11 protein-coding genes are annotated in these 15545 nt (G+C 61.7%); 1 reads left to right on the top strand and 10 read right to left on the bottom strand.

What is annotated here, in order from left to right; all coding sequences use genetic code 11:
- Nucleotides 1-35 precede the first annotated feature (35 nt).
- The 9 genes from LOY35_RS12920 to LOY35_RS12960 form a co-directional block, all read right to left on the bottom strand.
- The gene (locus LOY35_RS12920; protein WP_258633001.1) at nucleotides 36-2420 is read right to left on the bottom strand and encodes a hypothetical protein; all 2385 of its coding nucleotides are present in this window, start codon (nucleotides 2418-2420) and stop codon (nucleotides 36-38) included.
- A gap of 12 nt (nucleotides 2421-2432) precedes the next feature.
- The gene (locus LOY35_RS12925; protein WP_258633005.1) at nucleotides 2433-3572 is read right to left on the bottom strand and encodes a hypothetical protein; all 1140 of its coding nucleotides are present in this window, start codon (nucleotides 3570-3572) and stop codon (nucleotides 2433-2435) included.
- Nucleotides 3542-4996 carry an alkaline phosphatase family protein gene (locus LOY35_RS12930; RefSeq protein ID WP_258633007.1) on the bottom strand — a complete coding sequence of 485 codons (1455 nt, stop codon included), beginning with the start codon at nucleotides 4994-4996 and terminating at the stop codon, nucleotides 3542-3544. Before LOY35_RS12930 ends, LOY35_RS12925 begins: the two co-directional genes overlap by 31 nt.
- Entirely contained in the window at nucleotides 4986-6215 is a 1230-nt protein-coding gene (gene eboE / locus LOY35_RS12935) for a metabolite traffic protein EboE (protein ID WP_258633009.1), read from the bottom strand. The genes LOY35_RS12930 and eboE overlap by 11 nt, the downstream gene beginning before the upstream one ends.
- Nucleotides 6212-7096, bottom strand: a complete 885-nt coding sequence (locus LOY35_RS12940; RefSeq protein ID WP_041020008.1) for a TatD family hydrolase — start codon at nucleotides 7094-7096, stop codon at nucleotides 6212-6214. Before LOY35_RS12940 ends, eboE begins: the two co-directional genes overlap by 4 nt.
- A 37-nt stretch (nucleotides 7097-7133) precedes the next feature.
- The gene (locus tag LOY35_RS12945) at nucleotides 7134-7907 is read right to left on the bottom strand and encodes an EboA domain-containing protein (RefSeq protein ID WP_258633011.1); all 774 of its coding nucleotides are present in this window, start codon (nucleotides 7905-7907) and stop codon (nucleotides 7134-7136) included.
- Entirely contained in the window at nucleotides 7904-8794 is an 891-nt protein-coding gene (locus tag LOY35_RS12950; RefSeq protein WP_258633013.1) for a UbiA family prenyltransferase, read from the bottom strand. Before LOY35_RS12950 ends, LOY35_RS12945 begins: the two co-directional genes overlap by 4 nt.
- Nucleotides 8791-10665 (bottom strand): 3-dehydroquinate synthase, encoded by a 1875-nt coding sequence (locus LOY35_RS12955; protein ID WP_258633015.1) that lies wholly within the window; start codon nucleotides 10663-10665, stop codon nucleotides 8791-8793. The genes LOY35_RS12950 and LOY35_RS12955 overlap by 4 nt, the downstream gene beginning before the upstream one ends.
- Before the next feature lie 1146 nt (nucleotides 10666-11811).
- On the bottom strand, nucleotides 11812-12807 hold the full coding sequence (locus LOY35_RS12960; RefSeq protein ID WP_258633016.1) for an aldo/keto reductase: 996 nt from the start codon (nucleotides 12805-12807) through the stop codon (nucleotides 11812-11814).
- A 112-nt stretch (nucleotides 12808-12919) separates the two neighbouring features.
- Here LOY35_RS12960 and LOY35_RS12965 point away from each other — a divergent pair, with 112 nt between their 5' ends.
- Nucleotides 12920-13843, top strand: coding sequence for a LysR family transcriptional regulator (locus LOY35_RS12965; RefSeq protein ID WP_258633018.1), 924 nt, complete (start codon nucleotides 12920-12922; stop codon nucleotides 13841-13843).
- Between the two features lie 83 nt (nucleotides 13844-13926).
- Here LOY35_RS12965 and LOY35_RS12970 read toward each other — a convergent pair whose 3' ends face one another.
- A complete protein-coding gene (locus LOY35_RS12970; RefSeq protein ID WP_258633020.1) occupies nucleotides 13927-15444 on the bottom strand; it encodes a CoA-acylating methylmalonate-semialdehyde dehydrogenase in 1518 nt (505 codons plus the stop codon).
- Nucleotides 15445-15545: the final 101 nt, after the last annotated feature.

Below are 15545 nucleotides of genomic sequence, written 5' to 3' on the forward strand. Positions count from 1 at the left end.
GCGGGCTCGCCACCCGGTGATCCTGGGTGAAATCGTCAAAGGCCGTTGTAGTCACTCATGCTGAGTGTGCTGGGCGGAAAGTTGAGCTTCACCAGGCGCTTGGCCCACAGCTCCAGTACGGCGCGGCGGCTTTGTGACAGGTCGCGGGTGATGGGCATCGCCAGGGTGCTTTCCTCCTGGTTCTCCTTGCTGATCAATATGATCAACTGATCGACGGCGCCCTCCACACGCGTGCGGGAATCGAGCGGCATGTACTTGTTCATGATGGGGTACAGGTAATAGAAGGTCTGCAGGACCTTTGGAAAGATGAACGTGTTCCATATCTTTTCCGGGGCGTCCGTGGCCGTGCACATGCCATTCCAGGCGCTGATGAAGTCCTCTTGCAACTTCATGTCCACGGGCAGCACTCGTATCGGCGCGAGGAAATCGACGAAGGTCTGGGTGATCGGGAAGCTGAACGGGATGACCGGTTTCTTGTCGTTCTCCTGCACGAAGAAGCGCAAGGTGGGGAAGCCCGGCGCCACTGCCCGGTAGGCTATCTGGGCGATGCCTTGGGCGTTGGTGGTGATGACGGCGTAGGAGTAACTGATGCTGCTGGCCGTCTTGTCTTGCAGTGTGCCGGTGGCATTGATGCCCTTCTCGAAAACCAGGCAGGGGCGCAGGTTGATGGCGACCGGTGTACCGGAATGATGGAGGAAGTCTTGATAACCGACCGGGCTGCCCACCGGTTCGAACACGTCCTGCAGATCGGTCAGTCGACGACCGCTGCCGGTGCTGCGATAGAGATCGACCGTAGCCGCATCGGTGAACTGCGGCAGATTGGCCGTGTTCTTGCTGCGGTCCGGCGGGTTGTCGTAGAACAGGGTGAAGTTGGCTGCGTTGCTGAATGCCAGGTAATAGTTACTGCTGGTCACCATGTAGGGATTGCCATACTCGGCCACATACAACGTGGTGTTGGCGGCCGGCTGACCATTTTTCTGCACCATGATGCTCATTACCTTGCGCTCACCGACGTCGATGAAGCTGCCGCTCTCGATCACTTCGGCGGTCCATGTCTGTTGGGCGGCGGCGTCGGTCGGGGGGGCGCCGTTCTGGCCCAACTGACGCAGAGCCAGTGGACCGGATTGCAGTATCCCCTTGCTGTAAGCGTCGAGGGGAATGTCGAGGATGCCCGAGCGTTGGTTGAAGGCCGCTTGCCGGTAGTCCGCGAAGTTCAAGAGGGCCGCCGGGGTAAATCGTCCATCCTTCACGGCGCCCAACTGGTAGGTGCCGGCGTTGAATTTTTCCGGAACGAGGATATCGGCCGTGGCATCTACTGGATAACTCGGAAAGGTATTGCCCAGGTCCAGAGATAAAGTGTCGTCGGTAAACTGTGCCGAGATCACCCCCAGCTTGGCTTTTTTCACATCCTGAAAATTTGTCTGGAACATCGACACCGCCTTGTCGGGTACCAGGCGCAGCCCTGTGGGGGCGGTAGGGTATTCGTTGGCGAACCACAGACCCAGCACCGCCGAGGTGCGGCTGTAGGCGGGGTTGAAGAAAATGTCGTTGACGTTGTTCAAGCCCTTCTCGTAGAGCTCACGCACATGCGCCATGACGTTCGGGTCGTTGGAGCGGGTGTTGAGACGCTGGGGGTAATCGTTGAATATCCCGTTCTTGTCGTAGCAGGTCAGGTAGGCGGAAAACCGGAACATCAGGCCCTGCGCGCCTTGCTGCTCCATCTGCTGCTGGAGGTTGCTCAGCAGAGCGGAGTTGCCGATCACCCATTTCAGGTTGTCCTTGGGAAAGCAGGTCTGCCAGGTGGTGCTGACATTCACCAGACCACCCAGGGCGCCCCAACTGAAGTTCAGGAAACGGTCCATCATCCGGTACTTGCGGTTGAGGGTCAGGCCGCAGGTGGTATCCCCCAGCACCAGTTTGTCGAAATACAACGCCGTGAAGGTGTTCTGCCATGGGCTGATATCCACGAAGCGTGCCGGAGTCGGGGCAGAACTGCCCAGGGGGCTGCCGAGCAGTTGGTATGGCTTGCCGACCAGCGAATCATGGTCGATGTAGGTATTGGCCAGCAGTTCGCCGCCGATGACGGTCGAGGTGGTTTTCCCGTAGTTCACCAGGCCGCAACCGTTGTCGCCGAACAGGTCCCATTCAGCGGGCATGTAGGGGTCATGGCTTGGATTGATATTGCCTGGCACCTGCTGCACATAGGTCGGCATGTTAGCCATGTACTGCGTCGAGAGGGTCCATGGCATCAGTGTGTCGGGGGCGTTGAGGGGGTCGATGCCGAAGTGCTTCACGAACGGCCAGTTGATGTCCATCTTCACCGCGTCATACAGCGGGTACACATCATTGTTATTGGCCGTCGGCGGGTTCCAGAACATCTCGCCGTTGAGGTAGATGCGAGGGAAATTCAATACGCTCATGTCGTGCTCTCCTTAGCGTTTCCACTGGGCGCGTTTCAGCGACCAGACAAAATCCAGTTTGTTGTAGCCGTCGAAGGCTTTGTCCGGCAGCGGTGCAGTGGGGTAGGTGAGACCCCCTGAACTCGGGATGGCGAAATTGAAGTAGCCGTCTTTCTTCGAGTAGGCGGCGGTACTGTGGCAGGCCAGGCAGGACGACGAGTCCTGGAATGCCGATTCCAGCTGCGAGTTCGCCAGGACCTGGGTAATGGGTTGGAACTCCACGCCGATCAGCTCGTACTTCGACAGCGTCGGGTTATTGGCCTGGAACTGGGTATTGACCGGTATGGCGGCCGATGTCGGCCCGGTGAGGTTTTCCATCGGCTTGGGTGGATGGCCCTTGGTCACGGTGTACTTGTGGTTATTGATGTTTTCGAAGGTGGTCCAGACCCAGTTGGCGTCCAGCTTGTTGACGACATGCAAGCCACTCAATGCCGCATAACCGACCTGGTAGTCGGTGCCCACGGCGTAGTAGGCCTGGGCCACGAAGTAGCCATCTTTTTCCAGCTGCGTCTTGTAGTTCGCGTCCGTGCCGATCCACAGCCAGGAGGCTTTCAACTCCCAGGCCGTGGCCGGAAAGTTCAGGTTGCTCGTCAGGGCCGCTTGACCATTCACGTTGTAGACATTGTTTTTTACGATGTAGTTGTAGGTGTCCTGGCCCATCAGCAGTTGAAAGCGCACGACGTGACCTTTTTGTGCCTCAGGCACGGCTTTGCCGCCCATCTCCAGGCTCAGACCGTCGACCTGCTGGACGGCGTTGAGGTTATGCAGCAGACGATTCGAGTTCAGCCCCAGGGCTTGGGCTTGCCTGATCACCTCATCCGGTGGTTTCACACGGCTGTCATATGAACCGGGGTTGGCGCCATTGGCCAGATAGACCTGATCGGAAGGCTTGAACAATTCCCACTGACGGTTGTAGCCCTTGGCATCGGACTGGTTCAGACAGACGAACCAGTTCCAGGCCATGGTTTCGGGACTGTTGTTGAACGCGGCCCGGGTCTGGTCGACGTCCGTTCCGAATTGCAGGAATTTGTCGCAACTGAAGGGGCTGGTGTTCTCGGCCTGGGCCAATCCGGCCAGGGCACTCAGAACTGTGATGGAAATGGCTCGCCGCATGGAAGCTCCTTGGCACTGGCCGTGTCGGTGTGAGGGCGCCCCAGGAAGTGTTCCAGGAGCAGTTGTTTCACCGCCGTGGCCGCAAGCTGCTGGGGCAATGGCAGATCACAATTGGTGATGAGCAGCGGGCCGGTCAGCTCGCTGTCGGGCAGGCGTCCATGGCTGCCGCGAACCAGGCCGGTGTCCAGTGGAATCAGGTCCATGTAGTAGCGAAAACCGAGCTTCTTTTGCAGCAGGCGGCGCGCCACTTTCAGTTTCGGGAAGCGAATGGCCGGGTCGATGAACAGCTCCAGCGGGTCGTAGCCCGGCTTGCGGTGGATGTCCACGGTGCGGGCAAAGTCGGGGGCCTTGCGGTCGTCGAACCAGTAGTAATAATCGAACCAATGACCCGGCTCGGCCACGGCCACCAGTTCACCGCTGCGCGGATGGTCCAGGTGCCAGGCCCGCTGTTCGGCTTTATCCAGCACCTGCTCGATGCCGGGTTGGCGCAGCAACAGCGCCTTGACCCGAGGAATATCCTGCGCCTGTTTCACATAGACATGGGCGATCTGGTGATCGGCGACGGCGAACGCGGCACTGGCGCCGGGGTCGAGCAATTCCCAGCTCAGGGACTGACGCACTTGCAACAAACCTTCCGCGCGCAACAACCGGTTGATAGACACCGATTGGCGGACGGCCTCGATGCCGTATTCGGACAGCAACATCACCGCTGCGCCTTGCGCCTGGGCAAGATCCAGCAGACGACCCACCTCGCTGTCGATGGCGCGTACTTCACCGGCAATCGACGGATGATCAGGACCAAGGCGTTGCAGGCTGTAGTCCAGGTGAGGCAGGTAGATCAGTTGCAGGTCAGGACGGTTGATGTCGAATTCAGCGATGGCGCAGTCGACGATCCAGCGGCTCGACGCGATGCCGGCGGCCGGCCCCCAAAAGGCTGGGAAGGGGAACTCGCCGATCTGCTGTTCGATACGTTCGTGCAACGTGGACGGTGCCGAATACAGGCCGAACATCTTGCGTCCATCGGCGGGGTAGTGCGGGCGAGGGGTGATGGCGGCGTCCACGTCCGCGTACATGTTGTACCACCAGAACAACTGGCTGCAGCGAAACCCCGGAAGCTGGCGCTTGAGTGTGTGCCAGACCTTCTCGCCCTGGATCAAGGCATTGGGCTGTAGCCAGAAACGCACTTCGGCCTGGTCGCGGAAATACCAGCCGTTGCCGACGATGCCGTGTTCCGAGGGTGTCAGCCCGGTGAGGATCGAGGCTTGCACCGACGAGGTGACGGCCGGGAACACCGGTTGCAGGGTGGTCATCCTGGCCGTCTTCAGCAGCGCGTTGATGTGCGGCGTCGACGCGCCCAGCAGTGCCGGGGTCAGCCCCACCACGTTGATCAGCAGCAGCGGCTGGCGCGGTCGATCAGAGGGCATTGGCATACACCTCCCGCGCTTGAGGTTGCAGCAGTTGCCGTTGGCGCAGTTGCTCTTCGACCCAGCGCAGTTCCCTGGCGATGCCCTGGAGCTGGGCATGCGCGGTGGTGGGGCGCAGTTGCTCGGGCAGGACGCCCCAGCTGTAGGTTTCCACTTCCAGTACCGGACGAAAATCCTCGTGGTCGGCAAGGAAGTCGAAGGTCTGTGCCAGGGCGATCTGGCTACCGCTGAGTTCGGGCAGCAGCAAGTGTTCGCTGAACAGCGGAATGTGAAAATGAATCCGCAATTCGGGGTGTTGCCCGGGGTTGCGCGCGCATTCGTCGAGGGCGGCGGGGAGGTCTGCCCAGGCCGCCAGGCGATCCTGCCCGTCGCGGGCCTTCACCTGATGTAGGTAGGTGGCTTCGGCAAAATCGCCCAGGGTCTTGAGGACCTGTTCGCGGCGCTCGACATCCTGGGGCAGTTGGCAGATCAAGGCGTTGGACAGCTGGATCTTGCCCACGGGCACCCGGGCCTGGCGCAGTTTGTCCAGCGACTGATAACAGTCCTCGAAGACCACGGCCTGGTGGCACACGTCAAAACACAGCGCCAGATGATCATGGTGCGGATCGCTGGCTTGCAGACGGTGGAAGAAAGCGATGGCCTGGTCGGTGTGTTCCAGCACGCAATCCGGCTCCATCTCCAGGCAGAACACGATCTTCTTGCCGGTTTCCTCATGCAGCCTGTGCAGCGAGGCGGTGAGTTGGCGCAACTGATGCTCGGCGCGCCGGTGCAAGATTGCGTTCCAGTGGGCGGCGTACCCCAGTGGCACGGTGGAAATCACGCCCTGCTGACAATCCGGCGGTAGGGCTTGGGCGAGGATCCGCGCCAGGTTCAGGCTGTACATCAACCGCTTCGGATCGGCCCAACTGGGCAGGTAGACCTCGGCCTTCACCGCGCCCTGATGAAACTGGCCGTAGGGAAAGCCGTTGAGGGAGGTCAGGCGCAGCCCGCTGCGCCGCAGCAGGTCGAGGAAGTCCATGCGCGCCGCCGTCTGTTGCAGTTCGGCGGCGGCGAGGGCGCTGATCCACAGGCCGCTGTCCTGTTCGTCGAGTCTGCGCAGCGTGCGCACGCCCTTGAAATGCTGCTCGATGGAAGACCGCAGCCCGGCCAGGTCACGGGTCGGGTGCACGTTGCTGCAATAGCCGACCTGCGCGGCCTGCCAGCCCATGCCGACGTTCATTTGATCACCGGTTCCTGACCACGCAGGGCGGAGTTTTCCTGCCATTGCCGACGCTGGTCGATGGGCAGCGGGGTGCTGACCAGGGTCTTGTCCAACTGGCCGCTCTGGGCAAAGAAGTCCACCGGGTTGTGGAACAGCACCTGCTCGACCTGCGCTTCACTGAAGCCGGCCGCCAGCATGGCCTGGCCGGTTTTCGGCACCTTGAGCGGGTCGCTGATGCCCCAGTCGGCGGCGCTGTTGACCACCATTTTCTCGGTGCCGTATTCCTGCAACAGGGCGACCATGCGCTGTTCCGACATCTTGGTATTGGGGTAGATGGAATGGCCGCGCCAGCAGTCGGTTTCCAGCACCAGGGGCAGGGTCAATTCGTTGAGGTGGTCGATGATCACCAGGTGCTCGTCAATCCCGACTTCGCGAATGACCGCCAGGGTCCGCTTGGTGCCGCCGATTTTGTCGCGGTGCGGGGTATGCACCAGTACCGGCAGATTGAACTGCCGGGCCAGTTCCAGTTGCGCGGCGAGGAAGCGATCCTCTTCCGGGGTAATGTCGTCGTAGCCGATTTCGCCGACCGCGACCACGCCGTCCTTCACCAGGTAGCGCGGCAGGATCTCCAGTACTTCGTTGGCGATCGACAGGTCATTGGCTTCCTTGGGGTTGAGGCCAATCGTGCAGAAATGATGGATGCCGAACATGCTGGCGCGAAAGCGCTCCCAGCCCAGCAAGGTGTCGAAGTAGTCGATGAAGCTGCCGACACTGGTCCTGGCCTGGCCCTGCCAGAAGGCCGGCTCGATGACCCCGGTAATGCCGGCGGCCGCCATGTTCTGGTAGTCATCGGTGGTGCGGCTGACCATATGAATATGCGGATCGAAGTACTTGGGCATGGTGAGTCCTCATCAAGAAGCAGGGAACCGTCGGGCATCAGTTCAGTGAGATGTTGGCCAGGTCGTCGTGCCATTCCGGTGGCAGGCGTTGCTGCTGGCCCAGGCCGACCAGGCGCTGGCGTTGCGCCTGGCTGAGCAGGTCGAAATCGATGATGCGGGGCAACCCGGCGGACACCGTCCGTTCGGCGGCGAGCTGTTCGGCCAGCAGGTCGAGGGCCAATTGGTTGAGGCTGACGCTGCGCCGTTGTGTCAGGCCGAGCAGGCGCCGCACATCGAGTCCCATGCCCAGGGCCTTCAACACCAGTTGATGGAAGGCCCGGTCGTCGTAGTGACGCGACGGATAGAAGGTGTCCAGGGCGACAGCGGCAAACACCTGGCTGTTGCTGGTGCGTCCGGCTTGCAGCGCCAGCTCCACGCACGCTCCCTGGCTGTCGAGCCAGTCGAGGGCCTTCAAGAGCGCGATCTTTTCCTGATCATCGCCCCACAGGAACAACTGGCGGAGCAAGGGAAACTGCTCGGCGGCGGGCTGTTGCTCCAGCACCTGGGCCAGCAACAGTGCCCGTGTGAGCTGCACAGTGCTCCAGTCGGTCTTGCCGGGCAGCGCATGTTCCTTGAGATGACGCTTGCACTGGCTGCTCAACAGCGCCGTGGTCGTCGCGTCCGGGCGTTGGGCAAGCTGTTCCTGGGCCTGATTCCACCACTGCCGTTCGGCATCGTCGAGCTGCTGCGCGAGCAACTGGCGATGTTCAGCGAGGCAATCGTGACGCATTTCAAAGGCCGTCGATGACGGCGCGGTAACGTCCGTGTTCATGTCGGTTTGATCCAGCGTTGGAAGTGTGGGAGCAGGAAAAACACCAGGACACAGGCCAGACTGCCCAGTGGCTGGTCAGCCACCGCCAGCACCAGCGCATCGAACAGCGGCAAGGCCGCCAGGCCGGCGCCGATAAACGCCCGAACCTGTCGCTGCCGCGGGTTCGCCAGATGACGCCAGTAATTGCGGCCCAGCCATCCCAGCCACAGCAGCATGACCGGCCAGAACCAGAGGCTATTGGAGTAGAACGCCAGCACCAACGGACTCAGCATCAGCAGCAGGGGCAAGCGGCTGAGCAACTGATTGCGGTGTTCCTGGCGGGCCAGATAGGTCAGGCCGCTGATGTAGACGCCGAGCAGAATCGCGCACAGCCAGATCGGCCCCGGTGGAATCGCCAGGCTGGCCGCCGCCGTGAGATAGAGTGCCGAGCGGCAGGCGCCCATCAGCCAGACGCTGTGGGCGTATTTCTTGTGCAGCACGTTGTAGCCCAGGATGCAGCCCACCAGCAGGGTGGCGCTGCCCAGCATCCAGTGTGGTTGATCGATCAACCGGCTCAGGCCGAGCAGTGTCGCGGCGGCCAGCAGCAGCAACACTGCGGTAGCCAGCCGCACTTGCTGGCGGCTGACCAGGCCCAGGGTGATGGGGCGGGGGTTATGGTGTTGTTGGTCCCAATCGGCGTCCAGCAGGTCATTCAACAACATGCCGGCCAGGTACAGTAGCGACAGGGCGGCCAGCAGCAGGAGCCACACCAGGGACGACGGCGGCGCCAGGGCACCGGCGCTGCTGGCAAGCAGGGCGGCGGCCAGGGTATTGGTCCACACCGTGGGCAGGTTGGAGACCCGGCCCAGGGTCATCCAGGTTTTGATATTCAGCGGTGCCAGGCTCATTGCGCGCAGCCTTCGCTCAGGGTGAGCGCCGGATCGCCGAGGGCGGACAGCCGCTGCAATGCCTGCTCCATTCGAGCGGCATCGATCTCATGCAGGTCCAGCGATTCGCCGATCCGGTTGAGCATGGGGATGGAGAGCTCCCCGCCCAAGTGCTGGCGGAACTCTTCCAGCCCGAGCAACACCAGCGAACGACCCTGTGCATCTTTCAAGTTCAATTCCGCGGGGTTGAGGCTGAAGCCGAGCTTGAGCAGCAGGCGCAGAATGCGCTCGCTGTCGACATCGCTCAACAGGCCCAGGGCGTTGGCGTAAAGGCTGTCCAAGGCGATGCCCACCGCCACCGCTTCGCCATGGCGCAACCGGTGATGGCTTAGATTTTCCAGCTTGTGCGCTGCCCAGTGGCCGTAGTCCAACGGGCGACCGTTACCGCGTTCGAACGGGTCGCCGGCCCCGGTGATGTGCGCCAGATGCAGCTCGGCGCAGCGGCGAATGGCATAGCGGCTGGCGGCGTGATCGAAACGGGCGAGGGCGTCGGCCTGTTGCTCCATCCATTGGAAGAAAGCCTGGTCCTTGATCAACGCGACTTTCACCGCCTCGGCCAACCCGGCGATCTGATCGCGATGACTGAGGCTGATCAGCAGTTGGAAATCGTTGATCACCGCCGTGGCGGGGTAGAACGCGCCGAGCAGGTTCTTCTGGCCGAAGGCATTGATGCCGTTTTTCACGCCGATGCCCGCGTCGTTCTGGGCCAGCACCGTGCTTGGAATACGGATCAGGCGCATGCCGCGGTGGAAAGTGGCGCAGGCATAGCCCACCGCATCCAGCACCGCACCACCGCCCAGGGCCAGCACATAGCAATGCCGGTCCAGGCCATGCTGCAGCATGTCGCTGTAGAGTTGCTGCAGCACTTGTGAATCCTTGCTCAGTTCGCCAGCCGGTACCGCAATCGGCGGTGCCTGCAGATTCAGGTCTGCGGGGTGGGCGGCGAAGTAGGTGTCGATCTGCTCCCGCAACGAGGGGACGCTGTGCAGCAATTGCTCATCGGCGAACACCAGGACCGTCACCGGGCCTCGTTGTCGAGCGGTGAGCTGGCGGTGAAGGCAGGGATTGAGCGGGGCGAACAGATGATCGGTGAATATCACCGGGTAGTCGTAACTGACCTCGAAGCGTCCGCGCAGGGGTTGCTCGGTGTCGCGCTTGCGCAGGTTTTTGAACAGGCTGTACCCGGCGATGAACAACCCGGGCAAAACCATGCTGGCGAGCAGGGTCACCAGCAACGCATTCTGCTCGACGAGGAAGGTGCCGATTGCGCTGTAGGCCAGCGCCAGGCCGGCATTGGCTAGGACAATTACCGGCACGAACGCACGCAACGGGTAGCGTTGCATCCCGGCCGCCACCACCGAGGTTTCCGCCAGCACCGGCACACCCCGCAGGCAGATCAACGACAGCGTGCCCAACCGATACCCCAGCTGTCCCGGTTGACGCTGATGCAGACCCAATCGGCCGGACAACAGTCGGAAATAACCGGCCCCCAACGCATAGCCCAGCCCGGCACCCAGGCACAGCCCGAGGAAAATCACCAGGTAACCACCGAGGCTGCCAAGCATCGCCACGGCCAGCAGCGCAACCATGCTCGACGGCACTGGCAACACCACGTCCAGCGTCAGCAGGGCGACCAGCAACAGCGCCAGGTTGAGTTTCTGGGACGGCGTCGTAGGCAGGTAGAGGTTGAGATGGGTCAGGAAGTCCTGGATTTGCTGTTCGAACAGCACGAAGCTGGCGATCACCAGGCCTGAGAAGCAGATCAGCGACAGCCAGAAAGGTGTGGCTGGACCTTTTTGCGAGAGTGCACGAAACCACCGGCTACGCTTCATCAAGCATCCCTCTTTATATTTTTGACTGGTTCCGTGTCAGTAATCTAAAAGCAGCGTCTGGTGGTTTTCAGGTCGATAGAGACTCTCGCTTGAGGGACTCACCCAAGTGCGTTGGGCTGCGCTGGTGAAGACAGTTTTGAATCTAGACGGGCATCGTCTTTTTGCAAGGCGATTTGATGGCAAAGTGATTTTTTCGCCACATGTGCCGCCGCCATCGCGGGCAGGGCTCGCTCCCACAGTGGTTGCTGGTGAATGCAGAATTTGCCTGCGCCAAGGACCTGTGGGAGCGAGCCTGCTCGCGATAGCGTCGGGTCAGCTTGCGGTGATGTTGAATGTACCGCCGCCATCGCGGGCAAGCCCGGCTCCCACAGGGTCTGGTGGTGTATGCAAATGCCGTGTACACCCAAGTCCAGTGTGGGAGCGAGCCTGCTCGCGATAGCGGAGTGGCCGTCATACAGATGTTGAATGTGCCGCCGCCATCGCGGGCAAGCCCGGCTCCCACAGGGTCTGGTGGTGTATGCAAATGCCGTGTACATCCAAGCCCAGTGTGGGAGCGGGCTTGCTCGCGATAGCGGAGTGGCCGTCATACAGATGTTGAATGTGCCGCCGCCAACGCGGGCAAGCCCGGCTCCCACAGGGTCTGGTGGTGTATGCAAATGCTGCGTACACCCAAGTCCAGTGTGGGAGCGGGCTTGCTCGCGAAAGCGGAGTGGCCGTCATACAGATGTTGAATGTGCCGCCGCCATCGCGGGCAAGCCCGGCTCCCACAGAGAGTCAGGTGGCGTGCACAAATGCCGTGTACACCCAAGTCCAGTGTGGGAGCGAGCCTGCTCGCGATAGCGGAGTGGCCGTCATACAGATGTTGAATGTGCCGCCGCCATCGCGGGCAAGCCCGGCTCCCACAGGGTCTGGTGGTGTATGCAAATGCCGTGTACACCCAAGTCCAGTGTGGGAGCGGGCTTGCTCGCGAAAGCGGAGTGGCCGTCATACAGATGTTGAATGTGCCGCCGCCATCGCGGGCAAGCCCGGCTCCCACAGGGGCTGGTGGTGTATGCAAATGCCGTGTACACCCAAGCCCAGTGTGGGAGCGAGCCTGCTCGCGATAGCGGTGGCTCAGCCAACGGTGACGCCAGCCGTTCCACTCACTTAGCCATTCAGCAACGTCATCGTCCGGGCATCGTATCGCTCGCCCGCCACCGCCTCGTTGGCGCCGAAAATCTCATCCAGCCGGGCCAGTTCATCGGCACTCAAGACCACCTCGACAGCCGCCACATTACTCTCCAGGTATTTGCGCTGTTTGGTCCCCGGAATCGGGATGATGTGGTCACCCTGGGCCAGCACCCATGCCAGGGCCAGTTGTGAAGCACTGATGTGTTTGCTCGCGGCCAGTGCCTTGACCCTGTCCACCAGCAGCAGGTTGCGGTTGAAGTTGTCTGCCTGGAAGCGCGGGTTGAAGCGGCGATAGTCATCGGCGGCGAAGTCTTCCGGTGTCTTCAACTCGCCAGTCAGAAACCCCCGGCCCAGCGGGCTGTAGGCGACAAATGCGATGCCCAGGCGCCGGCAGGTATCGAGCACCTCATTGTGTTCGGGCTCGCGGGACCACAACGAGTATTCGCTTTGCACCGCTGCCAGTGGATGCACCGCGTGCGCCCGTCGGATGGTTTCGGCGCTGGCCTCGGAAATACCAATCTGACGGACCTTGCCGGCCTTGACCAGTTCGGCCATGGTCCCGATGGTTTCTTCAATGGGCACCTGGGGGTCGATGCGGTGTTGGTAGTAGAGATCGATGTAATCGGTACCCAAGCGCTTGAGGCTGCCGTCGACGGATTGCCTGACGTATTCGGGCCGGCCATTGACGCCTCGGGCATGGGGATCGCTGCTGCGCACCAGGCCGAACTTGGTCGCCAGGTAGAGGCTGTCGCGCTTGCCTTTCAAGGCCCGGCCGAGGAGTTCTTCATTGGTGTGAGGGCCGTACATGTCGGCGGTGTCGAACATCGTCACCCCCAGCTCCAGCGCCCGATGCAGCGTGGCTATCGACTCCTGTTCGTCGACGCCGGTGGTGTAGAAATCCGACATGCCCATGCAGCCCAGGCCGATGGCGGAAACGTGAGGGCCTTGGTGACCCAGTTGGCGGGTTTTCATGATGCTGCTCCTGCAGATGAGTGACACGCTCAGTTTCCGGTAAACGATTGCATGGATAAATCCGTGAATATTGGTTTAACTATTCGTGATTTCTGAATAGTGAGGTAAGCCATTGGACCGCTTACAGGCCATGCAGGTGTTCCGGCGCATTGTCGAGCTGGGCGGCTTCGGCAAGGCCGCCGACGACTTGGAATTGCCCCGAGCCACCGTCAGCCTGCTGATTCAGCAGCTCGAAGCGCACCTGGGCGTGCAACTGCTGCAGCGCACCACACGGCAGGTGCGCGCTACGCTCGATGGTGAAGCCTATTACCAGCGCTGCGGCCAACTGCTGGACGATCTGGATGATCTCGAGGGGTCACTGTCGGCCCAGCGGAGCCAGCCTCGCGGCACTTTGCGGGTGGACATGCCCATCGCTTTCGGATGCAGTTGGATCCTGCCGCGGCTGGCGGATTTCTACCGGCGCTACCCGGCGTTGCAACTGGACATCGGCTTTCACGACCGGCAAGTGCATCTGCAGCGCGAAGGCGTGGATTGTGCGATCCGCGCCGGTAACATCACCGACCAGGCGTTGGTGGCACGGCCCATCGTGCGATTGCATCAGCTGACCTGCGCCAGCCCCGACTACCTGGCTCGCTCGGGCACGCCTCGGCAACTGGAGGATCTGGCGACGCATCGCGCCATCAGCTTCGCCTCCGGCAATGGGCGATATTTTCCTTTCGAATTCGAGGTGGCGGGGCAGGTGCGTGAGCTGCAGATGCCGGGTGAACTGACCGTCAACAATGCCGATGCCTACGTCAGCGCCTGCGAGGCAGGCTTCGGTCTGATCCAGGTGCCGCGCTATCACGTTGAGCGGCAGTTGGCCGAGGGACGCCTGGTGCAGGTCCTGAGCGAATATCCGCTGCCGCTGTGGCCGATTTCAGCCGTGTACCCACCCCACCGACAGCTGTCGCCACGGGTGCGGGTGTTTATTGACTGGGTGATCGAGGTATTGCACGGGGAAGCAGATTTGCACGGGGAATGGATGGTGAGGATCTAGTGGACATGGCAGCCGGATGCAGGCGAATCCCGGCGCCCACTACCGAAGTAGTTGCGCCGGGGCTCACGATCATGGCGGACTCGTTACTTCGCCGTCGGCATCACGAACTCGGCACCCTTGTCGATGCTTTCGGGCCAGCGCTGCATGATCGATTTCTGCTTGGTGTAGAAGCGCACGCCTTCTTCGCCATAGGCGTGCATGTCGCCGAACAGGCTGCGCTTCCAGCCGCCGAAACCGTGCCACGCCATGGGCACCGGGATCGGAACGTTGATACCCACCATCCCGACCTGGATGCGTCGGCTGAACTCCCGGGCGACGTTGCCGTCACGGGTGAAGCAGGCGACGCCGTTGCCGAATTCGTGTGCGTTGATCAGGTCGACGGCTTCCTTCAAGTCGTTGACCCGCAGGCAACCCAATACGGGACCGAAGATCTCCTCCTTGTAGATGCTCATTTGTGGCGTGACGTGGTCGAAGAGCGTGCCGCCCAGCCAGAAGCCGTCCTCGCAACCGTCGCCGGCCTCGTGCCCTCGGAAGTCGCGACCGTCCACCAGCATTTCTGCGCCTTCGGCGATGCCCTGTTCGATGCAGCCGGTGATGCGTTGGTGCGCCGCTTTCGACACGATCGGGCCCATTTCGGCCGTCAGGTCCATGCCATTGAGGATCTTCAGCGCCCGGGTGCGTTCCACCAGTTTCGGCATGACTTTGTCGGCGACATCCCCGACGAACACCGCCACCGAGATCGCCATGCAACGTTCGCCGGCAGAGCCGAAGGCCGCGCCGATCAGCGCGTCGACCACCTGGTCGATGTCGGCGTCAGGCATCACCACCATATGGTTTTTAGCGCCGCCCAGCGCCTGCACGCGCTTGCCCTGGCGGGCACCGGTTTCGTAGATGTAGTTGGCGATCGGTGTCGAGCCGACAAAGCTCACGGCCTTGACGTCAGGGTGATCGAGCAGCGCATCGACCGCTGCCTTGTCGCCCTGCACGACGTTGAATACGCCATCCGGCAAACCGGCTTCCTTGAACAGCTCGGCAATGAACAGCGGCGGTGACGGATCGGTCGGGCTGGGCTTGAGGACGAAGGTGTTGCCCGCCGCGATGGCGACCGGGAACATCCACATGGGCACCATCACCGGGAAGTTGAACGGTGTGATGCCGGCCACTACGCCCAGCGGCTGGCGAAGGGTCCAGTTGTCCATGCCGGTCGACACTTGCTCGGTGAAATCGCCTTTCAACAGCTGGGGCATGCCGCAGGCGAATTCCACGATGTCGATACCCCGGGAGACTTCGCCCTGGGCATCGGTGAAGACTTTGCCGTGCTCCGCCGTGATCAACCGGGCGAGCTCGTCGCGGTGTTGGTTCAGCAACTCAAGAAACTTGAACATGACGCGGGCGCGGCGTATTGGCGGCGTGTCGGCCCACTTGGGAAATGCCTCGGCGGCCGATTGCACGGCGGCGTTGACCTGATCGACACCGGCCAGGCCCGCACGGCCGGTGACCTTGCCGGTGGCAGGATTGAATACGTCCTGCGAGCGCCCGGAGGTATTCGGAACGTGGCGTCCATGGATGTAGTGATCGATTGGGGAAACAGGGCCAGTCATGCAATCTCTCCGTTGAGGTAGTAGGAACCTTCGGGAGTGTAGGAAGGGTGCGCTGGATCGCCTAGCCGTCTAAGATTGAACTCATTGTTCACAACGGCAAA

It is taken from the genome of Pseudomonas sp. B21-028 (genome assembly GCF_024749045.1).
Taxonomy (GTDB): domain Bacteria; phylum Pseudomonadota; class Gammaproteobacteria; order Pseudomonadales; family Pseudomonadaceae; genus Aquipseudomonas.

Coding starts and splice junctions, on each gene's coding strand:
- eboE (WP_258633009.1), bottom strand. CDS start 6,215: ATGAACGTCGGCATGGGCTGGCAGGCCGCGCAGGTCGGCTATTGCAGC.
- LOY35_RS12940 (WP_041020008.1), bottom strand. CDS start 7,096: ATGCCCAAGTACTTCGATCCGCATATTCATATGGTCAGCCGCACCACC.
- LOY35_RS12945 (WP_258633011.1), bottom strand. CDS start 7,907: ATGAACACGGACGTTACCGCGCCGTCATCGACGGCCTTTGAAATGCGT.
- LOY35_RS12930 (WP_258633007.1), bottom strand. CDS start 4,996: ATGCCCTCTGATCGACCGCGCCAGCCGCTGCTGCTGATCAACGTGGTG.
- LOY35_RS12950 (WP_258633013.1), bottom strand. CDS start 8,794: ATGAGCCTGGCACCGCTGAATATCAAAACCTGGATGACCCTGGGCCGG.
- LOY35_RS12920 (WP_258633001.1), bottom strand. CDS start 2,420: ATGAGCGTATTGAATTTCCCTCGCATCTACCTCAACGGCGAGATGTTC.
- LOY35_RS12955 (WP_258633015.1), bottom strand. CDS start 10,665: ATGAAGCGTAGCCGGTGGTTTCGTGCACTCTCGCAAAAAGGTCCAGCC.
- LOY35_RS12925 (WP_258633005.1), bottom strand. CDS start 3,572: ATGCGGCGAGCCATTTCCATCACAGTTCTGAGTGCCCTGGCCGGATTG.
- LOY35_RS12970 (WP_258633020.1), bottom strand. CDS start 15,444: ATGACTGGCCCTGTTTCCCCAATCGATCACTACATCCATGGACGCCAC.
- LOY35_RS12960 (WP_258633016.1), bottom strand. CDS start 12,807: ATGAAAACCCGCCAACTGGGTCACCAAGGCCCTCACGTTTCCGCCATC.